Source organism: Sporosarcina pasadenensis, assembly GCF_047228845.1.
Classification (GTDB): Bacteria; Bacillota; Bacilli; order Bacillales_A; family Planococcaceae; genus Sporosarcina.
Genome location: NZ_JBFEGM010000007.1, coordinates 40631 through 65036, shown reverse-complemented (window position 1 = coordinate 65036; position 24406 = coordinate 40631). Strand labels below are relative to the sequence as shown.

Sequence of the window (24406 nt, the reverse complement as noted above, 5' to 3'; positions counted from 1 at the left end):
GTGTAGCATGGTTCCTCATTCTCTGCAATCCATATCATCGATATATGGACAGTTAAGACAGAAACCAAGCCATCGGGTTAGGAATTATGGACGTAAAATGCTATACTAATCAAGGATAAATTATTGAACGATTAGGGCGGTGATTCATATGGAATTGAATAAGCGCCAGACTGAAATCCTTGAAATCGTCAAATTGGATGGACCTATCACTGGTGAGCAAATTGCGGAAAGGTTGAGTCTAGCTAGAGCAACGATAAGACCCGACCTGGCAATCCTGACAATGGCAGGCTATTTGGATGCAAGGCCGCGTGTCGGCTACTTTTATTCAGGGAAGAAACCGACCCAATCTATTGCTGATGGCATGATTGGAATGAAAGTCGGTGATTTCCAATCCATTCCAGTAGTCGTCAATGAAAATATATCAGTCTACGATGCTATCTGTCAGATGTTCCTGGATGATGTAGGAACGCTGTTTGTTGTGGATAAATCCTCCTGTTTGACTGGGGTTCTATCCCGCAAGGATCTGTTGCGTACAAGTCTTGGAAACAGCGAGCTGGATAAAATTCCGGTCCACGTCATAATGACGAGGATGCCGAATATTACATATTGCAAAAAGCAGGATTCACTCATTCAAGCGGCAAAGAAAATGATCGATCAACAAATCGACTCTCTTCCTGTCGTCACTATGAAAGAGGAAGGACTGGACGTAGTAGGAAGAATTACCAAAACGAATATTACACGTGCATTCCTGTCGCTAGCTGAAGATCATGAGTTATAAGCGGTTGCCTTTTTGAGCAAAATGAAAGAGGAGTGTTACAATGAGAAAGTTGACATTGTTCATCGTTTCCGATTCTGTCGGCGAGACAGCGGATTTAGTTGCCAAGGCAGCGGCGAGCCAATTCAGACAGGATCTAGAAACGGTTTCGACAAAACGTTTTTCACATGTAGAAGATGAATCACAACTTCGTGAAATTGCATATTTGGCAAAACAGCAAAATGCAATCATCATCTATACACTTGTGAAAAGTTGCATGCGAAGGAAACTGAAAGAGGAATGCCGGAACAATGGACTGCAATGTATTGACCTGCTAGGTCCGATCGTCAAAGAAATCGGCAATTCCCTTGAGGAAAAACCTTTAGAGGAACCGGGACTTGTCCGACAGTTGGATGAGGATTATTTCAAAAAGATCGAGGCGATCGAATTTGCCGTGAAGTATGATGATGGCCGAGATCCGCGAGGTGTATTGAAAGCGGATATCGTCTTGGTTGGAGTTTCGCGCACGTCGAAGACGCCATTATCCCAATATCTTGCACATCGCCGTTATAAAGTGGCGAATGTACCGCTTGTTCCCGAAGTCGATCCTCCTGAGGAGTTATTCAGAATCGACCCGAGTAAGTGCTTTGGTTTAGTTATATCCCCAAGCGTTCTCAATTCAATAAGGAAAGAAAGATTAATAGCGCTCGGCTTGAAGGATGACGCGAATTATGCGAGAATCGAACGTATCCAACAGGAGTTGGAACATTTTGAGAAGGTTGTTTCAAAAATCGGCTGCACTGTAATCGATGTATCGAACAGGGCCGTTGAAGAAACTGCAAACCTAATTTTAAGTGAAGTTGCCAATCGCAACTCATAATATATACATAAGAAGGACCACCAAGTAAAAATGGTTGGTTCTTCTTTTGCGGATTGTGTACAATAGTATATTGTCGCAATACTAATTTCGTATTTTAAACAAATGTGATTGATTATGAATTTATTTTGTCGAAAAAGCAGGATTTATGAAAACTGTCTCGAATTCAAGTATGTGAGAAGAGAATGGTGATAGGATGACTAAAATTCCAGAAGAGACAATCGAACAAATCCGAGCCAAAACGGATATCGTCGATCTTGTCGGCGAATATGTCCAATTGACGAAGCGGGGCAGGAACTGGTTTGGACTGTGCCCATTCCACGGTGAAAATACCCCATCCTTTTCGGTATCAGAGGAGAAGCAAATCTTTCATTGCTTCGGATGCGGTGCTGGCGGGAACGCCATAACTTTTGTCATGGATATAGAAAATAGTCCTTTTACAGAAGCTATCTCTAAGCTAGCCGGGCGGGCGGGTATCGAATTGGAAGTCTCCTTTAGCGAGACCTCCAAAGGTGGAAGTTCAAATGAATACCAGCAGATGATCGATGCTCATGCGCTTGCGGCGAACTTTTATAGTCACTTATTACTGAATACAGTGGAGGGTGAAAAAGCATTACATTATTTAGAGCAAAGAGGGTTTTCCCGTGAGCATATCGAAAAGTATGGTATAGGATGGTCGCTCGACGATCGGGAAGTGCTCACCCAATTGTTGATGCGCAAGAAGTTTGATATGAAGGAGATGGAGCTGGCCGGACTTTGTATTATGAAAAATGATGGAACTGGGTATTTTGATAGGTTCCGTGGACGTATTATGTTTCCGTTACATGACGATAATGGAAATGTCGTTGCTTTCTCAGGGAGGACATTGTCTGACTCCAAAGAGGAAGCAAAATACTTGAACAGCCCAGAGACGCCAATTTTTGAAAAGAGCCGATTGCTCTATAATTTTCACAACGCACGTCTTAATGTTCGTAAAACGGGTAAAGTAATACTGTTCGAAGGTTTTATGGACACGATTGCCGCTGAACGAGCGGGAATTATGAATAGTGTTGCCGTCATGGGTACATCCTTGTCAGACATTCATCTGACCAAAATGAAACGCATCGCCAATCAGTTGATCATTTGCTGTGACGGCGACAATGCGGGATGGGATGCAGCAAAACGGTTTGCCGTCCTTTCCACACAAAAAGGATTGGATGCGAAAATAGCTTTATTGCCGGGAAAAATGGACCCAGATGAATATATTTCAACATTTGGCGGGGATTCTTTCTCCGAAAAAGTGATTGGCAATCCACACTCGTATATGTCATTCATTATGGCTTATTATAAAAGGTCGAAAAACTTATCGCATGAAAACGATGTGTTGCAATATATACATGAAGTGTTGGAGGAACTTGCCCCGAGAGTTTCACCAGTTGAACGTGATTTGATGATCAGGCAACTGACGGCGGAAACAGGAGTTTCCCCGAGCGCTCTCAATGAACAGTTGATGAAAAAGGTTGGTAAGCTGGCAAAGCAGGAGAAGACGATGCAACCTGCGGGACAAGCCGTCCCGATGACCGTATCTGATCGGAAGATGTCGAGCATTGAACGGGCTGAGAGGCTTCTATTATGCCATCTGCTAAATGATGGGAATTTATTCGACAGAATTCGGGATGAACATCAAGAACTCTTCTTCCGGGAGGATTATGCTGCGATTTTCATAAAGCTGGCCGGATTTTATGAAAAGCACGGCATGCCCGATTTCCATAGATTCGCGGAGTCTTTGGAGGATCGGGAGCTACGCAAAGTCGTCATGGAAGCGGCTATGCTTGATAGAGATCCTGAATTTGCTGAACAGGAAATAGAAGATTGCGTCCATCATCTTAATAAGCATCGGATAATTAGACGAATTGATGAGATGATGCATGATTCCAAAGAAGCGGAAAAAATGAACGATCATACCCGGGCACTGGAGCTGGCCAGGGAAATTATACAGCTCCGGAAATCATTATCGGCACTGTAAGCCGTATTCCGGTGAAATAAGGAGGAACGGGTATTATGACTAAAGAGCAATCTGGAGAAATGGAGCACGAAATGACATTAGATGAAGTGAAAGCTGGTTTATTGGAAGTTGGAAAAAAAGCGGGGGAATTGACCCTTGAAGAGGTGACGGAGAAATTATCCGTCTTTGAAATGGAGCCTGAGCAGTTCGAAGAATTCCTCGACCAAATAGAAGCTGCAGGAATAGAAATGGAACGTAAAGATGAAGAGGAAGCGACTGCCAAGGAGGAGGAACAATTCGATTTAAATGATCTGAGCGTTCCTCCGGGCGTCAAAATCAACGACCCTGTACGTATGTATTTGAAGGAAATCGGCCGTGTTGACTTATTGACCGGAGATGAAGAAGTGAAATTGGCAATCGGCATTAAAGAAGGCGTGGAAGCGGAAGAGAAACTGGCTGAAATGAAAAAGCCGGATCCAGCCCTTTTAGAGCTCGTCGAGAAAGGCGAAAATGCTAAGAAAAAGCTAGCGGAAGCCAACCTCCGCCTTGTGGTCAGCATCGCAAAAAGGTATGTCGGACGTGGAATGCTATTCCTCGATTTGATTCAAGAAGGTAATATGGGACTTATCAAAGCCGTTGAGAAGTTCGACCATACGAAAGGATTCAAATTCAGTACGTATGCAACATGGTGGATCCGTCAGGCAATTACAAGGGCGATAGCGGATCAGGCTCGTACAATCCGAATCCCTGTACACATGGTTGAGACGATCAACAAACTAATTCGGGTGCAGCGTCAATTGCTTCAAGACCTCGGACGCGAACCGTCTCCTGAAGAAATTGGAGAGGAAATGGATTTGACGGCCGAAAAAGTGCGTGAAATCCTTAAAATCGCACAGGAACCGGTCTCGCTTGAAACTCCGATCGGGGAAGAAGACGATTCGCACTTAGGTGATTTCATCGAAGACTCGGAAGCTCAGTCACCATCCGATCACGCCGCCTATGAATTATTGAAAGAACAGTTGGAAGACGTTTTGGACACGTTGACTGACCGCGAAGAAAACGTGTTGCGACTACGTTTCGGTCTGGATGATGGAAGGACAAGAACGTTGGAAGAAGTAGGGAAGGTCTTTGGCGTCACCCGCGAACGGATTCGTCAAATTGAGGCGAAAGCTCTCCGGAAGCTGAGACACCCATCCCGCAGCAAAAGATTAAAGGACTTCTTAGAATGATCACCCGCATCGGCATACTTCATGCCGATGCCTTTTCACTTTGAACAGAATAATGATTAGGGGCGACATAGGGATGAATGCTCAGCGAAAAAAGATTATTACGTCTGAAATTAACTATTGGAAACAAAATAAATTGCTGCCGGAACATTACTGCGATTTTCTCATAACGCTTTATACGCAAGGGGATCATGAACAGGAAATCAGTGCAACCGAAGCAGTCCTCTCAAAAAAGAAAAGGAAGTTCAAAGTGCGCGCCGTCCTCATTCAATCACTATACATACTTATTGCATTCGCATTGCTCGGTATTTCTCTGAAGTTATGGACACAATTTTTTGATGGACAGGCGATTCTATTGGTAGGATTCTTAATTGTGAACTGTTTATTATGGCTGTTAGCTGGAAGACTATTGAAATTACTGTACTTTACAATTTCAGGTGGTGCCGGATTGGTTTTAATTGTCATCTTCATTATAAATACAGTAATCTAGCATCCTTCGAAAGAATGATTGTGGTAATGCCGGTATTTTCGGTATAATTAAATTGTAAGCGTTCACAACAAAGGGGATGAAGAAAATGAATTTTGACTTGACGGATGAGCAACAGATGATCAGGAAGATGATGAGGGAGTTTTCCGATGAGGTCGTTGCACCGGGAGCGATTGAACGGGATCGGACAAAGGAGTTTCCAACCGAGATATTCAAACAGCTTTCCGAAATGGGGATGATGGGATTGCCATTTCCTGAGGAGTATGGCGGAGCAGGTGCGGATACGACGAGCTTTGCGATTGTAACTGAAGAGTTGAGCCGCGGCTGTGCTTCCACAGGCATTACATACTCCGCTCATATTTCTCTTGGAGGTGCGCCTCTCTATCTATTCGGAACAGAGGAGCAGAAACGTAAATATTTGACGCCGATATGTACGGGGGAATCATTCGGCGCATTTGGGCTCACGGAACCGAATGCAGGGTCTGACGCCGGGGGGACGCAGACAACTGCGAGAGAAGAAGGCGATGAATTTGTCATCAATGGCTCAAAAGTATACATTACAAATGCAAGCTATGCTAAACATTTGGCGCTTACAGCAATTACAGGAAACGAAAACGGCAAAAAGGAAATCAGTGCCGTCATCGTTCCGACAGATGCAGATGGGTTCACGATAATCGACAACTATGAAAAGATGGGCTTAAATGCTTCCAACACGACAGAATTAGTGCTCGACAATGTTAAAGTTCCGAAAGAGAACCTTCTTGGCAAGCGTGGAGACGGCCTTAGACAGTTTCTAGTCACTTTGGACGGCGGAAGGATTGGAATCGGGGCGATGGCGGTAGGGATTGCGCAAGCCGCTTTTGATAGGGCATTGAAATACTCGAAAGAGAGGAAGCAGTTTGGCAAAACGTTATCTGAATTTCAGATTACACAATTTAAGTTGGCCGATATGGCATTGAAAATTGAATTAGCTAGAAATATGGTCTGCAAGGCGGCATGGTTGAAAGACCAAGGACGTCCATTTACGAAAGAGGCTGCCATGTGTAAACTGTATGCTTCTGAAATTGCGATGGAAGTCGCGGATGAGGCAATTCAAATTCACGGAGGTTATGGCTACATGAAGGAATATGAAGTTGAACGATATATGAGAGATGCGAAATTGCTCGAAATCGGCGAAGGGACCTCTGAAGTGCAACGCATGGTGATTGCTAGACAAATTGGTTGCTAATATCAAAAAAACTGGGTTCCATAGAAAAGTTTGTCCAAATTGTCACAAACAGCTAATTGTCTAGTGATAACTCTTTCAGTTTTCATCAGGATACAGTACAATATGAGATGTGCACTGTATACTTTTACAGAATAATTCCTGGTGAAGGAGGGTAATTCGATGAAAAACAATCCTGTAGTGCCTTATATCCTGATTTTCGCGCTAGGATTAGGACTTATTTTCTTCATGTCCTTGTACGGTATCGAGCAGAAAGATGAAATCGCTGCATCGAATGAGGAAGGAAAAACTGAAGAAAAGACTGATGATGCAGCTGCATCTGAGGATTTCGATCCTGAAACATTTGCTCAAGGACAATGTGTCAGCTGTCATGGCGGTGACTTGTCTGGTGGATTCGCACCGAGCCTACATGGCCTGTCAGCATCCAAAGATGAAATCCATGACATCATTAAAAATGGTCAAGGTGCAATGCCTGCATTCGGCGATAAGATCTCGGATGAGCAAATCGACCAACTATCAGATTATATCCTATCACTTAAATAAGAACGGGAAGCCATCGGTAGCGTTACCTATACGCACCGGTGGCTTTTTCAATTCTGGAAAAGATGTTGAGAATCCCTTACAATAAGGGTATTGGAAAGGCGGGGATCTATTGAATTCCGAAAAATTATCAAAACGGCTCGCAGCGGTCGCGTCATTTGTAGAACAAGGCGCCACTCTCGCTGATATTGGAAGCGACCACGCGTATTTACCTTGTTTTTTAGTGCAAGCAGGAAAAATCTCCAAAGCGATTGCAGGAGAGGTCGTTAAAGGACCGTTTGAGTCAGCAATAAAAAACGTACAAAAGAAAGGGCTAACGGATATAATTACCGTCAGACTAGCGAATGGATTGGAAGCCATTCATGCTTGCGATGGAGTAGATACGGTTACAATCGCCGGGATGGGCGGGCCGTTGATCGCATCCATTTTAAGAGATGGGGCCGAAAAGCTGCAAAGTGTCAAACGAATTATCACGCAACCGAATATCCATGCAATATCAATCCGTGAGTGGGCCGTACAAAACGGATGGGAAATTGTCGAGGAGCAGATTTTGAAGGAAGATAATAAAATCTATGAAATCATTGTCCTTGAAAAGGGACAGGCGGCATACGGCGAGTTGGAAATGATGGTTGGTCCTTACTTGCTCAAGCAAAAATCGGATGTTTTCATTGAAAAATGGAAGCGGGAACTAGATGAATGGGAACGGGTACTGTCATCTTTAGAGAATGCCGGAAACACGACTGAAATCATTGAGAAAAAGGAACAATTACAGAAGAAAATCGAGTTGATAGGAGGGGCTTTGATACATTGAAAAAAGTGAATGGGCACGAAATCATAACCCTTTTTGAACAGTGGTCCCCAAAACGGTTTGCAGAAGATTGGGATCCGGTCGGTTTGCATATTGGTCAGTTGAATCGTCCAGTCGAAAAGGTCATTATCACATTGGATGTTAACGAAGCAGTCGTAGGTGAGGCGATTGAAAAAGGGGCAAATTTGATTATTGCACATCATCCTCCCATTTTTCGTCCAATGAAACATATTTGGACCGATACACCACAGGGGAGGCTCATTGAAAAATGCGTCAAACATGACATTTCCGTTTATGCCGCACATACAAATCTGGACGTTGCTCCCGGCGGGGTGAATGATCTGCTCGCCTCCCGTCTTGGTCTCGGGGATATCGAAGTGATGGAGCCGACAATATCCGATCCGCTATATAAATTGGCGGTGTTTTGCCCGGTCGAGCAGGCAGATGAATTAAGGCAAGTGTTGGCGGACTCAGGAGCGGGGGCAATCGGGGATTATGCCGGATGCAGCTTCACTTCTACGGGAATAGGCCGATTCACGCCTGCTGCTGGCGCCGATCCGTTTATCGGGGAAGTCGGGAAAATGGAAAAGGTTACTGAAGAACGCATTGAAGTCGTGCTTCCTGGTCCACTAAGATCTAAAGTTCTGAAAGCGATGCTGGCAGCTCATCCATATGAAGAGCCTGCTTATGATTTCTTTGTTCTAGATCAACGGACCAAGGAGTTCGGTCTTGGCAGGGTCGGTAAATTAAGTGAGTCAATGGAACTTCATGAGTTCGCCGAGTTTGTCAAAGAGGCTTTAGACGTTCCGGCTGTCAGGATTGTCGGCGACTCTTCAAAGCGCATCCGTAAAATTGCCGTGCTCGGGGGCAGCGGCAGTAAATATATAAGAGCTGCAAAACGAAAGGGAGCAGATGTATTCGTCACCGGAGATATGGATTTTCATAGTGCTCAGGAGGCAGAACTGATGGATCTCGCCATCGTGGATCCAGGCCATCATGTGGAGAAAGTGATGATTGCAGGAGTTGCCCGGTATATGGAACAGGCATGCCGGGAAAAAGGGTATGATGTTTCTTTCATCGAATCGGAAATCGACACCGAGCCATTCCGATTCATGTAATAAATAAAGGCTGTTCCGTGTCGGTAAACGACGGCGGAACAGCCCTTTCATTTCTGTTATTCTGTAATTGCATACGGCTCAATACGCTTGACCGGTTCAGGATTCTTGATTTTTGGCAAAATCCGATCCAATTTGAATTTACGCTCTGGAACGTGAGTCGATGGATCCTCGGGATCGAAGCTTTCCAGGAAAGCGATCACTTCACGGACGATCAACGTCGGAGTGGATGCGCCCGCTGTGACTGCAACCGTCTCGACGCCTTGCAGCCAATCGATACTAATCTCGGAAACATCAGAAATTCTGTAGGAAGGCGTATTTGCAATTTCAACCGACACTTGTGTCAAACGATTGGAGTTGTTACTTTTTGGATCTCCCACAACGATCAACAGATCCGCTTCTCCTGCCTGCTCCGCGACAGCTTCTTGCCTAACTTGAGTTGCTAGACATATTTCCTTGTGCACTTCAATATGAGGGAATTTCTCTTTCAGTGCATCCATGATATGCGCGACATCCCATTGGCTCATCGTCGTCTGATTCGTTACAAGGAGCTTTTCATTGTCAAGCTCGAGCCCTTCGACGTCATCAAGCGTCTCAATCAGATGAACAGCATGTGGTGCTACACCGATAGCCCCTTCAGGTTCGGGATGGTGCTTCTTTCCAATATAAATAATGTCGTAACCTTCTGCAGTCTTTTCTGCAATCAGGTCGTGTGTGACAGTCACATCCGGGCATGTCGCATCAATCGAAACGAGGCCTTTACGGCGGGCTAATTCCCGGACTTCCGGCGATACGCCGTGGGCAGTGAAAATGACAGTGCCTGTTTCCACTTTCTCGAGGATTTCCAACCGGTTCTCCCCATCCAATGTGATGATGCCATCTTCCTCAAATGCATCTGTGACATGTTTATTATGGACAATCATGCCTAATATATAAATAGGTCTCGGCAACGTTTTGTCGAGTGCTGCATTTCTCGCTATGACCATTGCATCGACAACCCCGTAACAATAACCGCGCGGGGAAATCTTTTTAACTTTCATTCACTCCACACTCCTCTAAAGGGATCTGTATCCATTATAGCGGAGTCAGGCACACGTTTCAAAATTATAATTTGGGCGGCTGGAAGATCCGTGGATTGGACACGCCGGGTTGAGGACTTGGTGTGCTCCCCGATGCGGCAGCAGAAGCTGCTGTTCCGGCTGCTCCTCCTGTGGACGGAAGAGATTGAAAGCCTTTATATAATTTCCACATCGCGGGCAAGTTCTGGAACATCGGTGCGATCTGCTGGACAAGCGGCGCATATTGTTGGGCGGTATTTAAAAACCTGTTGGCCGTTTGCATGTACATTTCCATTTTGGACGTATTTTGAAACGGACCCGGCATGGATGAGCCATACGGATTTCCCATCGGAGACCCCTGAAAAGGTTGTCTCGGTGTTTGGGTAAAATTTGGCGGTTGCTGTGGGCCGCGGAATGGCTGCCTCATTGCAAACGGCGAGTTTTGCGTGCGGGCGAATGGATAGAAGGATTCGTACCTCATGGATAACCCCTTTCATTTGGTCATTGTGAACTTTCACAATCTATAGTATGCGAAAATCGCATACTGCGGAACAGAATCATGCTACAATAGGAATACGTTAGGAGGCATATGAATGTCTAAATTCACTGATTATCAATTCAAACCATTTCTTAGGGAGGCAATTGCCCAACTGGGGTTTGAAAACCCGACACCGATACAAAAAGAAATGATTCCATTAATCCTTAAAGGATCTAATGCAATCGGACAAGCCCATACAGGAACAGGCAAGTCACACAGCTTCCTTATTCCGATCCTTGAGCGTTTGGACGAAGAGAAGGAAGAATTACAAGCGGTTATTACCGCACCGACGCGGGAACTCGCTTTGCAGTTATATGACGAGTTGAATAAAATGACAGCAAAGACAAGTATCAGGAGTTCGCTTTTAATTGGAGGAACCGATAAGCAACGATCCATCGACAAGTTGAAATCAAACCCCCATATTATTGTTGGCACACCAGGAAGGATTCGTGACCTTGCAGAAGAAGGTGCTTTGGCAATCCATACGGCATCGATATTAGTTATTGATGAAGCAGATTTGGCCTTCGACATGGGGTTCATTGAAGATATCGACAAATTCGCGTCAAAAATGCCGACGGACTTGGAAATGTATGTATTTTCTGCGACGATACCTGAAAAACTGAAGCCTTTCTTGTCTAAATACATGGAGAATCCCACTCACGTTCAGATTGGTAATAAAAAGCCTTTGACGGAAGGGATGAAATACTCGCTCGTTCCGGTCCGAAGCATGGACCGTAGGAAAAAGCTATTGCACATATTGAGTGCAATCAATCCTTATTTAGCGATCGTCTTTACGAACACGAAGCAAAATGCGGATGAGATCGCCGATTACCTAGCGGATCATGGCATTAAAGCGGGTAGGATACATGGTGATCTATCACCTCGGGAACGTACCCGGATGATGAAACAGATCAGGGACCTTGAGTATCAATACATCGTTGCGACAGATCTAGCTGCACGAGGAATTGATATTCCTGGCGTAAGCCACGTCGTCAACTACGAGTTGCCGGATGACTTGGAGTTCTTCATCCACCGGGTGGGAAGGACAGCCCGTGCAGGACTCGAGGGCATCGCTATTACAATGTACGAGCCTTCCGAGGACGACAAAATTGTGCAGATTGAAAAAATGGGCATACCATTTATCCACGAAGACGTTAAACAAGGTGAATGGATTGAGGTCAAGGAGCGCCATGCCCGGAAGAAACGGGTCAAAGAGACTGATGATCTCGATCGGAAAGCGGCCTCGTATGTACGTAAACCTTCTAAGGTCAAGCCTGGATACAAAAAGAAAATGGCTAAAGATATAGAGAAGTTCAAGAAGAGGGAAAGGAGATTGAAACGAAGAAATGAAAAATGATCAACCTCTGCTGTTGGGTTCACATGTATCGATGAGCGGCAAGAAGATGCTGCTAGGTTCAAGTGAAGAGGCGTTAGGATACGGCGCGACGACTTTCATGATTTATACAGGTGCTCCTCAGAATACTCGTAGGAAACCGATTGAAGAATTGAATATCGAAGCGGGACTTTTGCATATGAAAGAGAACGGTCTATCCAATATCGTCGTACATGCCCCTTACATCATCAATATCGGGAATACGACTAAGCCTGAGACGTTCAGGTTAGGTGTCGACTTTCTGCAGCAGGAAATCCAAAGGACCGCAGCTCTCGGGGCAGACCAGATCGTTTTGCACCCGGGGGCTCACGTTGGTGCAGGAGCGGAGAACGGCATCGCTAAAATCATTGAAGGATTGAATGAGGTACTCTCTGAAGATTCGACAGTCCGCATCGCGCTTGAAACGATGGCCGGAAAGGGCAGTGAGTGCGGTAGGAATTTTGATGAAATTGCGAAAATCATAGACGGCGTTAATAACAATGAGCGGCTTTCCGTCTGTTTTGACACTTGCCACGTCCACGATGCAGGATATGACATCGTCAATGACTTCGATGGTGTGTTAAATGAATTTGACAAGATTATCGGAACAGACAGGATTTCAGTCATCCACGTCAATGACAGCAAAAACGAACGTGGGGCGATGAAAGATCGTCATGAGAATATCGGGCATGGCTACATCGGTTTTGATGCTCTCAGCTATATCGTCCATCACCCTGAATTCATGTCTATCCCTAAAATTCTTGAAACACCTTTCGTAGGAACCGATGCGAAAAACAAGAAGGCACCTTATCAATATGAAATTGAAATGTTGAAATCCAAAACATTTCAAGCTGAGCAAAGGGAGCTATTATTAGTTTAATAAAAAAATCCCCGCCAATTGGAAACTCCGTTGGCGGGATGTTTTTTTACGGTTAGATCATATCCAAATAATGACGGAACAATTCCTCTCCTTTTTTCTCTCCGACAGCATACTTCACTTTAGCGATGAAGCTTTCTGGAATGCCGGTAAAAAGCCAATGGAATGAAATCTCATCAAGCAAAGGTCGCAACGCTCTAATTTCTTTGACTGATAGATTGATGCCATACGACTGGGCCAGCAACTTAGCCTCCTCGTCACTTTTCCTCTTTATTTCATTCAACATTTGCATGTAATCCAATTTACACCATTCCTTCTCAATTAGTTGTGTCTGACCAACTCTTCCTATATACTCTACTAGTAATCGTAATCGTTCCTGTTTACATGCATTCAACAGAAAGGGATTTTACTATATGACAAATACGATAATTGAATGTTCTAATGTCAATTTTCGATACGAGCACACCACCGTTCTCGAAGATATATCATTGGAAGTGAAAGAAGGGGAGTTCTGGGCGCTCATCGGTCCGAACGGCTCCGGTAAATCGACGCTGATCAATATTATTTTAGGATTATTGAGAGCAGATCAAGGGACTGTGAAGCTATTTGGCCAAAACGTTGATTCATTCAAGCAACGGGAGCGCATCGGATACGTCTCGCAGAAATCCAATTCATTTAATTCAGGATTTCCGGCCACTGTTCTAGAAGTAGTGAAAAGTGGTCTCACTCGCAAGGTAGGATTATTTAAAGGATTTTCAAAGCGCGATGAACATAAAGCTTTGGAAGCTTTGAAAATCGTTAAAATGGAGGAATTCGCCTCCCGAAATATAGGTGAATTATCCGGCGGCCAGCAGCAACGTGTATTCATTGCGCGGGCATTGGTAGGGGAACCAGATTTATTGATCATGGATGAACCGACTGTTGGAATCGATCAGAAAAATGTAGCTTCGTTCTATTCTATGCTCAATGAATTGAACCGTGAACACGGTATCGCAATATTGCTTGTTACACATGAAATCGATCTTGTCACTGAATTAGCGACACATGTTGCTTGCCTGAATCGATCAATCCACTTCCACGGCGTTCAATCGGACTACAAGAAGTTGAACGATGCAGACATATCATTATGGTACGGTCACCCTGTGCGGCGCGTCCATCAACAACAGAAGGGGGTATGACCATGATCAGTGCTCTATTCACATATGAATTTCTTCAAAATGCATTTTACTCTGGGCTGATCATCGGTGTCATAGCACCGTTGCTCGGGCTTTTTATCGTAGTAAGGAGATTAGCGCTCATTGCGGACGCGTTAAGCCACGTTGCGTTGGCTGGAATTGCCGGAAGCCTCTATTTGAGCCAGTCGGTGCTATTCTTCTCGGCATTAAATCCTGTTTATTTAGGGATGGCAAGTGCGGTAGGCGGCTCATTGTTGATTGAAAGACTGAGGGGTGCCTATAAGCACTTCGAAGAATTGGCAATTCCGATCATCCTTTCTGCCGGAATCGGCTTCGGAGCGATCTTCATATCTTTAGCGAAAGGCTTTGGGTCAGATCTTGTAGGTTATCTATTCGGATCAGTTTCCGCCGTAAGCCGGCAGGATTTATGGATTATCGTCATTATTGCAATCGTCGTCATTGCATTTATACGTTTTTTCTACAAAGAATTGTTTGCCTTGTCATTTGACAAGGAGTATGCAAAAGTTTCGGGCATTAATGGGAAATTCATTCAAATTGTTTTCATGATCATTGTTGCCCTTGTCATCGGCGCATCGATGCGAATTGTTGGAATCCTGCTCGTTTCTTCGTTAATGACGATCCCGGTTGCAGCTGCAATACAGCTTGCCAAAAGCTTTAAAGGAGCAATGATGTACTCAATCATCATCGGTGAGCTGTCGGTCATTATCGGATTGTTTGCCGCATTTCATCTCGATATTGCTCCAGGAGGTACAATTGTCATCACGTCGATCATCATTTTATTGCTCGTCCTTGGGTGGACTAAAATAAAAGGCAAACAGCCTACCCGGAAAGTGAAGGGGGAATTTGCATGACACTTGATGAAGCTTGGCGTATATTACAGGAACGCCAATTTAAGAGGACTAAAAATCGGGAGACGATTTTGGAGTTTTTTTCGGACAATGATCGGTATTTGACTGCGATGGAAGTCCGGAATTTCATGGCTGCAGATAATCCTGGTATCAGCTTTGATACGATCTATCGCAATTTGACGACTTTTTCGGAGCTTGGTATTTTGGAAGAGACCGAGCTGAATGGAGAGAGGCATTTTAGGATGCAATGCGACCATGGCGTCCATCACCATCATTTCATTTGCACGACATGCGGCAAGACGCAGAACATTGCATATTGTCCAATGGAGTCGATTACAATCAATCTAAAGGGCTATGAAATCGAAGGCCATAAATTCGAGGTCTACGGAAAATGCCCGGTTTGTGTGGGATAAGAAAAGGAGTAGGGGATTGAACCCTACTCCTTTTTAATTCACTTTTTCTCCAATTGGGAACAGCTTTTTGATCCATTGGTCGGCTTCTTGCCAACTTTTCACTCGAATAACACCTTCCGGAATCGGTTCGCGATTATATGGAGTGTCAAAGAGAAGGACTGGAATGTTCAATTCTTCGTGAATATCGACTGCATTGTCATGTTTATCCTCGAAAAACGCATCGACATCGAACTTCTTCGCAGTCTCGATTTTATGATGGCTTCCGATCAATTCGATATGATCATAAGGGATTTCCTCCCGTTCGAACCAATCATGCGTACAATCTGCAACATTTGACCCCCGAGCCGAAATATAATACAGCTCGTAATGCTTCCGCCATTCAATGAGAATGATTTTCGCATACTCCTGAGCGGGGGATGTTTCATAGATCGTCTTTTCCGCTTCACGGTACCATTCAAAGAACTCTTTCTCGTCAACCGGGAAAGCTTTCGTCAAATCGTATTGCGTAATATCATCTAAAATCAGATTGCATCCAAATTGTGCATTGATATGCGGAAGAAGGGAAGTCGGACATGTGACGGTCCCATCGATATCAATACCGAATCGGATTTTCCTCATTCTGAAGCCCCGCTTTTTAAAAGCTGTTCTTCTTGTCGTTTCTTCTCAAAATACTCTTCGGCGAGCTTGTCGATTTCCATTTTCAGTTCTTCGACCATTGTTTCCTCAGGAACTTTACGGACAGTTTTCCCTTTCATGAAGAGCAACCCTTCACCGCGTGCACCAGCAATCCCAATATCCGCTTCACGCGCTTCGCCTGGACCATTCACCGCACAGCCCAATACAGCGACTTTCAATGGCGCTTTAATTGTGGATATATATTCCTCTACTTCATTCGCAATCGAAATCAAGTCAATCTCAATGCGGCCGCATGTCGGACAAGAGATCAGCGTTGCAGCGTTGGAAGAAAGACCAAATATTTTCAACAATTCACGGGCAACCTTTATTTCTTGAGTAGGGTCTGCGCTCAGTGAAACACGGAGTGTATTACCTATGCCGGCTGATAGCAAAGTTCCAAGACCTGCAGCACTTTTAATGGAACCTGCGAACAATGTACCAGATTCTGTTATTCCGAGATGCAATGGATAATCGAATGCAGCTGCCGCTTTCATATACGCTTCAACAGCCAGATTAACATCTGAAGCCTTCAATGAAACGATAATATCGTGGAAGTCGAGATCTTCCAGTATTTTAATATGATGCAAAGCACTTTCTACCATGCCGTCTGCAGTCGGATAACCGTACTTTTTAAGAATATGCTTTTCAAGTGAACCGGCATTTACACCGATTCTAATCGGAATGCCTTTTGCTTTAGCCGCTTTGACAACGGCTTCAACTTTTTCCTGACGGCCGATATTGCCCGGATTGATTCGGATTTTATCTGCACCTTGTTCGATTGCAATTAATGCGAGTTTATAGTCGAAATGGATATCAACGACGAGGGGAATATTGATTCGCTCTTTGATTGCGCTAATCGAATAAGCAGCTCTTTCGTCGGGACAAGCTACACGGACGATTTGACAACCCGCTTCCTCAAGACGTAGAATCTCTTCCACCGTAGCATCAACATCATGCGTTTTTGTTGTCGTCATACTTTGGATGAACAGCTCATCGCTGCCACCGATCGTCAAATTGCCGACTCGCACAGGACGAGTTTTAGATCTGTGTATTATTTCACTCATGGATATATTCTCTCCTTAAAAAACTCATAACTAATTTCTATTTTAGCAATCAATCGGATGAAAAGACAAGGGACACCGCTTAAAACATCTTCAATTGCAGTTAACCTGCCCTGTATTCGAAAGTGGAAGTTGGATGGATAGACCACCGATAAGCTCCTGGTTTCGAAGATGGGGATTAAGGGAATAAAATATTGATAATCTTTCAACAAATGTTGTCTCTGGGTCCGGATACATGGAAAAAAGGGATTCTATCGTATCTCCTTGGATTGTTGTAACGTGTATGGTTTTCAATTTCGTCTCTGTGCAAGGCTGTTCATTCCCGAAAAATGATGCAAGAGGGATTGTCCCATCCCCCAAGTCGATTCGGATGATATGGAAGGTAAGAAACAGAATTATAGCTACGAATAAAGTACGCATGAACATTCCTCCTTCCCACACGATATGTGGGAAACATGGAAAGTATTCACTTGGCTGCTTTTGGATAATACTTGAGCGCAATAATTAAATAACCGATATGAAATAATGACGAGAAGATGATGCCGGAAGTTTCCCAAATCTGAAAGAAATCTAGAAAAATCGTCAGCAATAAAGGGACGGTTATGGCGATGGCAGCAGTCCGCCAAACAAAACGATATTCCACACGCCTTTTCATCAACTTGCCAATCCATATTCCGATGGCAGCAAAGATGCTGATTCGGACAAATACGTAAAATGTTGCGATGACGAATTGGAAAATGAAGGCCATCGGATAAATGAGCCCACCAATCGTTTCACTATACTCGTTCAACTCAGGGGAGGCTTCGAACAAGTCTGTATCACCGACTGAGAATCGAGTGAATGAAATTAGTGTCATCAGCAATATGAAAAGGAATGCATATCGGATAACCCGGCCGATTGGAAGCAGCCGGAAAGCCGCTAGTTTTTTAGGTTCATGGAATGCTGCCAGAAATAATTGATGGAACTTCAAAGCGGGACCTCCTTTACTTACTGATAGTCTATCATGTCTCGTGATGCGAAGTGCCGATTCCAAATTCGACAGAAGTATGACTTTTTTAGGTCGAATTGTTAAGGGAATGTAAAGATTTGTCCGCTTCTATTTACAATTCGTTAATAAAGTCAACATAATAGGTATGCTAAAAGATAATGCATGATGGAGGTATACAATTTAATGGAAGTGAATTGGCAAGAAGTGATCTTTCAATTTGTAGGAGGTCTTGGGATTTTCCTATTCGCCATAAAGTATATGGGTGATGGCTTGCAAAAAGCAGCAGGGGACAGGCTGCGAAGCATATTAGATAGGTTTACGACAAACCCGTTCATGGGTGTACTCGTCGGAATAATCGTTACCGTGCTCATTCAGTCAAGCTCTGGTACTACTGTCATTACAGTCGGATTGGTCAGTGCCGGGTTCATGACCCTCCGCCAGGCGATTGGCGTCATCATGGGGGCGAATATCGGGACGACGATTACCGCATTCATTATTGGCCTTGATGTTGGCGCATACGCATTGCCGATCATGGCGTTCGGTGCAGTCCTCATCTTCTTCTTCAAAAAGAACTCGATTAAGAATGTGGGAGAGGTAGTCTTTGGCTTCGGAGGTCTATTCCTCGGGTTGGAGCTGATGAGTGCAGGTATGAAGCCTCTCAGGTCGCTTTCCGCTTTTTCCGATTTTACAGTTTCGATGGCCGACCATCCAGTACTTGGAGTCGTGGCGGGAACTGTCTTTACACTGATCGTCCAAAGCTCCAGTGCAACGGTCGGGATCTTGCAAGGATTGTATGCAGAGAACCTTGTTTCGCTTCAAGCCGCGTTACCGATTCTCTTCGGTGATAATATCGGTACGACGATTACAGCAGTTCTCGCGTCGATCGGTGCGTCTGTGGCAGCGAGAAGAGCTGCAGCGACGCATGTCCTATTCAATGTAGTAGGTACAGTCGTTTTCATGATTTTACTATATCCTTTTACCCTCTACGTTGAGTGGATTTCAGGGGTTTTAGCATTGGAAAGTAAAATGCAGATTGCATTCGCCCATGGGACTTTCAACGTGTTGAACACCGTTATGCAATTTCCTTTAATTGGCGCTTGGGCATTACTCGTGACGAAAGTCATTCCAGGCAAGGACGTCACAATTGAGTATAGACCAAAACATTTGGATCCGAACTTTATCAACCAATCACCATCTGTCGCAATTGGACAAGCGAAAGAAGAAATTATTAGGATGGGTGATTTCGCAGTCCAAGGAATGGAAGAAACGTATGAGTATTTGAAGACAAGCAACAAGAGACATGCTGAAACGGCTTATCAAATCGAAGATGCCATCAATAATCTAGACAGAAAAATCACGGATTATCTAGTAGATATTTCTGCTGTCAACATCTCACCGATCGAATCCGCAAGACACGTCATGCTAATGGATACAGTTCGGGATATCGAACGGATCGGGGATCATTTCGAGAACATTATCGAATTGATTGATTTCCGGGAAGTGAATCGTGTGAAATTGACGGAAGATGCAATGGGAGATTTGACGGAAATGTTCACTTTGACAATTGCCACTGTTGATAAGGCTGTCCGCTCACTCGATATGAATGATATTGAATTGGCGAAAGAAGTTGCTGAGCAAGAAGCGTTAATCGATAAGATGGAGCGCAAATTCAGGAAAAACCATATTATCCGTCTGAATGAGGGTCATTGTTCTGCACAAGCGGGAATGGTCTTTGTCGATATCGTTTCCAATCTGGAACGTATCGGTGATCACGCCGTAAACATCGCAGAAGCCATTTTAGGCAAACGTGGGTAAATTGATAATCTAATTTGTACGGGATAAGGAGGGGGATTGTATGGAAATCATTGGTTGGATTGCGGCAATACTCATGTTCATCGTTGCCTTCATCGGATTGTTCTATCCAATCATCCCTTCCGTGTTTTTTATCGTTGGCGGTTTTCTGTTGTATGGTTTGTTTGCTTCCTTCGAAGAGATGGGCTGGTTATTTTGGGTAATACAAGCGTTGTTCGTCATTTTACTATTCGGTGCTGATACGCTCGCAAATATTGTCGGTGTCAAAAAGTTCGGAGGATCCAAGGCGGGAATGTGGGGAAGCACGGTCGGGCTGCTTATAGGTCCTTTCGTCATTCCAGTTGCGGGAATTCTCATCGGGCCTTTCCTTGGGGCATTTCTGTCAGAGCTTCTAGTGACGAGGACAGGTGTGAAACAGTCCTTGAAGACAGGCATTGGCTCTATCGTAGGCTTCTTCACCTCAATAGCTTCCAAAGGCGCAGTCATGTTGCTGATGATCGGGATTTTCATATTCTATGTTGCCCGATAGTTCATTTAAATTGAATGGCCTTCCTAATTTTGATAATGTTTATAGTGTAGGATAAATTTTGTATCAAATGAGGAGGAATGGACAAATGGCTTACAAATTACCAGAACTACCATACGCATACGATGCGCTGGAGCCTCACATCGACAAAGAAACGATGAACATCCACCACACGAAACATCACAACACGTATGTGACGAACGTGAATAACGCATTGGAAGGACACGAAGACTTGGCTTCTAAGTCAGTTGAAGAACTGATTTCCAATTTGGATGCTGTTCCTGAAAACATCCGTACGGCTGTCCGCAATAACGGTGGAGGGCATGCGAACCATACGTTCTTCTGGAATATTCTTTCACCTTCAGGTGGTGGGAATCCGACGGGTGCACTCGCTGAAGCGATTGACTCTAAATTTGGAAGCTTTGATGCTTTCAAGGAAGAATTTGCAAAAGCGGCAGCAACTCGCTTCGGTTCAGGATGGGCTTGGCTCGTTTCGAATAACGGAGAGCTTGAAATCATGTCCACTCCAAACCAAGATTCTCCATTAATGGAAGGAAAAACTCCTATTCTTGGTCTAGACGTTTGGGAGCATGCATACTACCTAAACTACCAAAACAGACGCCCGGACTACGTTTCTGCATTCTGGAATGTAGTGAACTGGGACGAAGTTGCTAAAAACTACGGTAAATAATGCATTTTCATGCAACCAAGCATATATCCTGTTCGTCAGGATATATGCTTTTTTATTTTTAGAATGCTATAATTCAAATTGGACTAATTAAGTAAGGGGAATACATATGAAAAAGCCGATGCGCAAAGTTGATCAAGCGAAAATCCGACAACGGAAACATATTGCATTCAGGATGAACCTTCTATTCTTCTCCATCTTCATCCTTTTTTCCTTGCTCATTTTCAGACTTGGATACTTGCAGATCGTCAAAGGTGAAGATTATACAAGATTATTGGAAAGGACCGAGGAAATCGCGGTCAACACTAGCGTTCCACGTGGAAGAATTTATGACCGCACTGGAAAGGTCCTTGTCGATAATAAACCAATGAATGCCATAACATATACGAAAACAACTTCAACTACTTCAAGGGAGATGCTGGAAATCGCTGAAGCTCTATCGGAATTGATCCAACAGGATACGAAAAGAGTCACGATCGGCGATAAACGCGATTTTTGGATTTTATTGAACCCAGACGAAGCGGCCGCCAAAGTGAGCGATAAAGAGTTGAAGGAAATCGGCAAAGACGGCACCGTATCTAAACATGACATCCAACGTGAAGTGACCCGATTGACGCGTGAAAGGATTACCGATGAGGAACTGAACTCATTCACGGACCATGAGCTTGAAGTGTTGGCTATTTATCGGGAAATGATGTCAGGATATGCCTACTCCCCTCAAATCATTAAAAGCGGGAATGTCACAGAGGAGGAATTTGCTGCCGTATCGGAGCGGTTGAATGAATTTGAAGGAGTCAACACGACGACAGATTGGGATCGTGTGAAATTCTCGGACAGTACGATTCTCGGTACGATGACGAGTCCGATTGAAGGAATTCCGCGAAGTCATCTTGATTATTATTTGGCGAGGGATTATTCACGGAATGATCGGATTGGACGAAGCTATTTCGAACAATATTATGAAGAGTTATTGAAAGGCCAGAAAACGATCGTTAAAAATGTGAAAGATCGGACGGGCCGCGTCATCGAAACGAAAACAGTCAGGGAAGGGGAACCGGGCAGGGATCTCGTATTATCGATGGATAGTGAACTGCAGGAGTCTTTAGAGAAACTGATTTCAGAGAAGCTTCTGGAAATGAAAAAAGATCCAAGGTCCGGATTGCTGGATAGGGCTTTCCTTGTCATGATGGATCCAAATAACGGAGAATTGCTCTCGCTTGTTGGAAAACGATTAGTGAAGGATGAAGATTCAGGGCGATGGGAGGTTCATGATTATGCGTATGGGACTTTCACTTCCGCTTATGAAGTCGGTTCCACTATCAAGGTGGCGACAGTTTTGGCGGGCTATAGTGAAGGGGTCCTGTCGGTTGGTGAAGTGAAGATCGATGAACCGATGAATATTGCTGGTCAGAATAAAAGATCTCTTTTCAATCAGCACGGGCGGGTGGCAGTTGATGATGTAACAGCGCTCGGCAGGTCTTCCAACGTTTATATGTTCAAAATCGCCATTTCGATAGGTAAAGGAGTATACAGACCTTATAAGGCGCTTCCAATTGACATTGCCGGCTTTGATAGGCTGCGAAACGCATACGCCTCCTTCGGCTTAGGGGTGAAAACAGGGATCGATTTGCCTGGTGAATTCCCGGGCATTCCAGGTACGGATACACGTTCCGGGAAGTTGCTTGACTTTGCGATCGGTCAATTCGATACGTACACCCCGCTGCAACTTGTGCAATATATTTCGACTGTAGCGAATGGAGGAAACAGGGTTGCACCGAAAGTGTTGAAAGAAATAAGGGAACCATCTAAAGACGGTGAGACACTTGGAGCTTTGCTAGAGGAGACGAAAGTGAATATCCTCAATCGTATTAACAACACGCAAAAAGAGATTGAACAAGTCAAAAAAGGGATGCAATACGTGTATTACGGACCAAATGGGACTGGACGCAACATATTCAACGGGGCTCCCTATACGGCTGCCGGAAAGACCGGAACTGCGCAATCCTACTACTACGGAGATGATCGAAGTAAATATGGCATGGCATCTGTCAATTTAACACATGTCGGATTTGCTCCGGCAGATAATCCCGAAGTAGCATATGCAGTCGTCATTCCGTACGCTTCGACAGATCGAGGCAATTACATTACTCAAGGCATAGCGATGAAAGAGATTGTCAGAACGTCGCTAGACACCTATTTTGACTTGAAGGAAGAGCGGGCAAAGACCAATGCTTCTGAAACGACAGATCAAAAAATAGACCGCCGATTTGATAGAGAAAAAGAAAAAGAGACAAATGAGAAATGAGAAAAGCTGCCATCGCGATAATCGGCGAATGGCAGCTTTTTTCCTTATTTTGTATTCGTTATAATGCGGGCGATTGTGCCAAGGTCCATCGTTGTATCAACTTCGTGCACGCCGATTTGAATCAGTCCTGCTAAGCCGTTGTCAATCAGATATTGTTCCAACTCTTTCGCGCTATTGATGATTCCGGCGCGTTCGAGCTTGTCAGCTACAGTTGCAGATGTTGAACCGGCCTCGATTGTCAAAATTATTTTAGTGATGGGCTTTGAAGTCGACTCGACTTCAGGTTTAGATTCCTTCTTTTCATTCGAACTTTCATGTGAGGTTTTTTCCGCTTTTGAAGAAGTGAGTGTCTGGGCGACAGCCAACTCTTTTTTCACCTTGTCCAATTCGGTTTGCAACTCGTCCACCTGCGCTTTATACTGTTCCGTATCGGACGGATCTTGGTCGTTATTCGTGAAATAAAGGATTCCTCCAGCCAAGACGCAGCCTATTCCGACACCCCTTACAATGTCCTTCATCATAAGGCGACACCTCTGGACTTCAATACTTCCATAACTTCCTCATCCGGCAGGGAAGAGCGTTTGGCTATTTCAGGAATTGAATAACCTTGTGCCTTCAAGGACAAGATTTGATTGACGATGATTTCGTGGACGGGTTTCGTTTTTCGTCGCTGTCCATTTGTGATTGGGCCGACACCGATCATCAATTCCTCTTCAACGGCTTTCAAACGCTTTTTCAATTGATTTGTCTCCTGATGAAGGCTAATTGAGATGTTCTCAATATCCTCTTCGCTTTTGCGGGTGGATTTTCCGATGAAAAATGATAAAATGATGAATAGGATACCAATACATAGTAAAATTAATTCAATATCCACTATTGAACAACCTCCGGGAATAGATTACTTTGTTCCCATAGTAACATATGCATCTTCTGAATGTAATTTGAAACTTTCTGCTTTACATACCGGTGTGATATGATACAATTGAAAAGTCGTATAAATCATGCTCATATTAATTTATATTGCCAATGAGTG

27 protein-coding genes are annotated in these 24406 nt (G+C 44.3%); 18 read left to right on the top strand and 9 right to left on the bottom strand.

The annotated features are described in order from the left end of the window. The first annotated feature begins 148 nt into the window (after nt 1-148). The 9 genes from ccpN (at nt 149) to AB1K89_RS11010 (ending at nt 9019) form a co-directional block, all read left to right on the top strand. Nucleotides 149-778, top strand: a complete 630-nt coding sequence (gene ccpN, locus AB1K89_RS11050; RefSeq protein WP_305880091.1) for a transcriptional regulator CcpN — start codon at nt 149-151, stop codon at nt 776-778. A gap of 40 nt (nt 779-818) precedes the next feature. After that, nucleotides 819-1634 (top strand): pyruvate, water dikinase regulatory protein, encoded by an 816-nt coding sequence (locus tag AB1K89_RS11045; RefSeq protein WP_413054795.1) that lies wholly within the window; start codon nt 819-821, stop codon nt 1632-1634. Between the two features lie 193 nt (nt 1635-1827). Next, entirely contained in the window at nt 1828-3636 is a 1809-nt protein-coding gene (gene dnaG, locus AB1K89_RS11040; protein ID WP_413054794.1) for a DNA primase, read from the top strand. Between the two features lie 35 nt (nt 3637-3671). Beyond that, nucleotides 3672-4844, top strand: coding sequence for an RNA polymerase sigma factor RpoD (gene rpoD, locus AB1K89_RS11035; protein WP_413054793.1), 1173 nt, complete (start codon nt 3672-3674; stop codon nt 4842-4844). Nucleotides 4845-4917: 73 nt separating this feature from the next. Continuing rightward, a complete protein-coding gene (locus AB1K89_RS11030) occupies nt 4918-5331 on the top strand; it encodes a hypothetical protein (RefSeq protein ID WP_413054792.1) in 414 nt (137 codons plus the stop codon). Nucleotides 5332-5416: 85 nt separating this feature from the next. Continuing rightward, the gene (locus tag AB1K89_RS11025) at nt 5417-6556 is read left to right on the top strand and encodes an acyl-CoA dehydrogenase family protein (protein ID WP_413054791.1); all 1140 of its coding nucleotides are present in this window, start codon (nt 5417-5419) and stop codon (nt 6554-6556) included. Nucleotides 6557-6715: 159 nt separating this feature from the next. Next, nucleotides 6716-7096 (top strand): cytochrome c550, encoded by a 381-nt coding sequence (gene cccA, locus AB1K89_RS11020; protein ID WP_413054790.1) that lies wholly within the window; start codon nt 6716-6718, stop codon nt 7094-7096. Nucleotides 7097-7205: 109 nt separating this feature from the next. Continuing rightward, on the top strand, nt 7206-7904 hold the full coding sequence (locus tag AB1K89_RS11015) for a tRNA (adenine(22)-N(1))-methyltransferase (protein ID WP_413054789.1): 699 nt from the start codon (nt 7206-7208) through the stop codon (nt 7902-7904). Continuing rightward, the gene (locus AB1K89_RS11010) at nt 7901-9019 is read left to right on the top strand and encodes a Nif3-like dinuclear metal center hexameric protein (protein WP_413054788.1); all 1119 of its coding nucleotides are present in this window, start codon (nt 7901-7903) and stop codon (nt 9017-9019) included. Before AB1K89_RS11015 ends, AB1K89_RS11010 begins: the two co-directional genes overlap by 4 nt. Before the next feature lie 56 nt (nt 9020-9075). On the opposite strand, the gene AB1K89_RS11005 is transcribed toward AB1K89_RS11010, so the two are convergent. Both AB1K89_RS11005 and vrrA read right to left on the bottom strand, forming a co-directional pair. Next, nucleotides 9076-10056, bottom strand: a complete 981-nt coding sequence (locus tag AB1K89_RS11005; RefSeq protein ID WP_413054787.1) for a 4-hydroxy-3-methylbut-2-enyl diphosphate reductase — start codon at nt 10054-10056, stop codon at nt 9076-9078. 64 nt (nt 10057-10120) lie between these two features. Beyond that, nucleotides 10121-10555 carry a VrrA/YqfQ family protein gene (vrrA, locus tag AB1K89_RS11000; RefSeq protein WP_413054786.1) on the bottom strand — a complete coding sequence of 145 codons (435 nt, stop codon included), beginning with the start codon at nt 10553-10555 and terminating at the stop codon, nt 10121-10123. Between the two features lie 112 nt (nt 10556-10667). Between vrrA and AB1K89_RS10995 the strand changes: the two genes are divergently transcribed. Beyond that, a complete protein-coding gene (locus AB1K89_RS10995; RefSeq protein ID WP_413054785.1) occupies nt 10668-11969 on the top strand; it encodes a DEAD/DEAH box helicase in 1302 nt (433 codons plus the stop codon). A 7-nt stretch (nt 11970-11976) separates the two neighbouring features. Beyond that, the gene (locus tag AB1K89_RS10990; RefSeq protein ID WP_413054923.1) at nt 11977-12864 is read left to right on the top strand and encodes a deoxyribonuclease IV; all 888 of its coding nucleotides are present in this window, start codon (nt 11977-11979) and stop codon (nt 12862-12864) included. A 52-nt stretch (nt 12865-12916) separates the two neighbouring features. Here AB1K89_RS10990 and AB1K89_RS10985 read toward each other — a convergent pair whose 3' ends face one another. Further along, nucleotides 12917-13153, bottom strand: coding sequence for a hypothetical protein (locus AB1K89_RS10985; RefSeq protein ID WP_413054922.1), 237 nt, complete (start codon nt 13151-13153; stop codon nt 12917-12919). A gap of 121 nt (nt 13154-13274) precedes the next feature. On the opposite strand from AB1K89_RS10985, the gene AB1K89_RS10980 reads away from it, so the two are divergent. Genes AB1K89_RS10980 through AB1K89_RS10970 form a run of 3 tightly spaced genes read left to right on the top strand, consistent with a single transcriptional unit; the run spans nt 13275 to nt 15318 of the window. Further along, nucleotides 13275-14039: a metal ABC transporter ATP-binding protein gene (locus AB1K89_RS10980; protein ID WP_413054784.1), complete on the top strand. Its 765-nt coding sequence runs from the start codon at nt 13275-13277 to the stop codon at nt 14037-14039. A 2-nt stretch (nt 14040-14041) separates the two neighbouring features. Further along, nucleotides 14042-14908, top strand: a complete 867-nt coding sequence (locus AB1K89_RS10975; protein WP_413054783.1) for a metal ABC transporter permease — start codon at nt 14042-14044, stop codon at nt 14906-14908. Beyond that, on the top strand, nt 14905-15318 hold the full coding sequence (locus AB1K89_RS10970) for a Fur family transcriptional regulator (protein WP_413054782.1): 414 nt from the start codon (nt 14905-14907) through the stop codon (nt 15316-15318). The genes AB1K89_RS10975 and AB1K89_RS10970 overlap by 4 nt, the downstream gene beginning before the upstream one ends. A 33-nt stretch (nt 15319-15351) precedes the next feature. On the opposite strand, the gene AB1K89_RS10965 is transcribed toward AB1K89_RS10970, so the two are convergent. The 4 genes from AB1K89_RS10965 to AB1K89_RS10950 form a co-directional block, all read right to left on the bottom strand. After that, entirely contained in the window at nt 15352-15936 is a 585-nt protein-coding gene (locus tag AB1K89_RS10965) for a 5' nucleotidase, NT5C type (protein ID WP_413054781.1), read from the bottom strand. Next, entirely contained in the window at nt 15933-17057 is a 1125-nt protein-coding gene (gene ispG, locus AB1K89_RS10960; protein ID WP_413054780.1) for a flavodoxin-dependent (E)-4-hydroxy-3-methylbut-2-enyl-diphosphate synthase, read from the bottom strand. Before ispG ends, AB1K89_RS10965 begins: the two co-directional genes overlap by 4 nt. 90 nt (nt 17058-17147) lie before the next feature. Then, nucleotides 17148-17474, bottom strand: a complete 327-nt coding sequence (locus AB1K89_RS10955; protein WP_413054779.1) for a hypothetical protein — start codon at nt 17472-17474, stop codon at nt 17148-17150. 46 nt (nt 17475-17520) lie between these two features. Beyond that, nucleotides 17521-18024, bottom strand: a complete 504-nt coding sequence (locus AB1K89_RS10950) for a DUF1189 family protein (RefSeq protein ID WP_413054778.1) — start codon at nt 18022-18024, stop codon at nt 17521-17523. A gap of 201 nt (nt 18025-18225) precedes the next feature. Between AB1K89_RS10950 and AB1K89_RS10945 the strand changes: the two genes are divergently transcribed. The 4 genes from AB1K89_RS10945 (at nt 18226) to AB1K89_RS10930 (ending at nt 23373) form a co-directional block, all read left to right on the top strand. Continuing rightward, nucleotides 18226-19857, top strand: a complete 1632-nt coding sequence (locus AB1K89_RS10945) for a Na/Pi cotransporter family protein (protein WP_413054777.1) — start codon at nt 18226-18228, stop codon at nt 19855-19857. Nucleotides 19858-19897: 40 nt separating this feature from the next. Beyond that, nucleotides 19898-20383: a DUF456 domain-containing protein gene (locus AB1K89_RS10940; RefSeq protein WP_413054776.1), complete on the top strand. Its 486-nt coding sequence runs from the start codon at nt 19898-19900 to the stop codon at nt 20381-20383. 85 nt (nt 20384-20468) lie between these two features. Further along, complete coding sequence (sodA, locus tag AB1K89_RS10935; protein ID WP_413054775.1) at nt 20469-21071, top strand: superoxide dismutase SodA; 603 nt, start codon at nt 20469-20471, stop codon at nt 21069-21071. A gap of 106 nt (nt 21072-21177) precedes the next feature. Further along, nucleotides 21178-23373 carry a peptidoglycan D,D-transpeptidase FtsI family protein gene (locus AB1K89_RS10930; RefSeq protein WP_413054774.1) on the top strand — a complete coding sequence of 732 codons (2196 nt, stop codon included), beginning with the start codon at nt 21178-21180 and terminating at the stop codon, nt 23371-23373. A gap of 44 nt (nt 23374-23417) precedes the next feature. Here AB1K89_RS10930 and AB1K89_RS10925 read toward each other — a convergent pair whose 3' ends face one another. Further along, the gene (locus AB1K89_RS10925) at nt 23418-23894 is read right to left on the bottom strand and encodes a hypothetical protein (RefSeq protein WP_413054773.1); all 477 of its coding nucleotides are present in this window, start codon (nt 23892-23894) and stop codon (nt 23418-23420) included. After that, nucleotides 23891-24247, bottom strand: coding sequence for a hypothetical protein (locus tag AB1K89_RS10920; RefSeq protein ID WP_413054772.1), 357 nt, complete (start codon nt 24245-24247; stop codon nt 23891-23893). Before AB1K89_RS10920 ends, AB1K89_RS10925 begins: the two co-directional genes overlap by 4 nt. Nucleotides 24248-24406 lie beyond the last annotated feature (159 nt).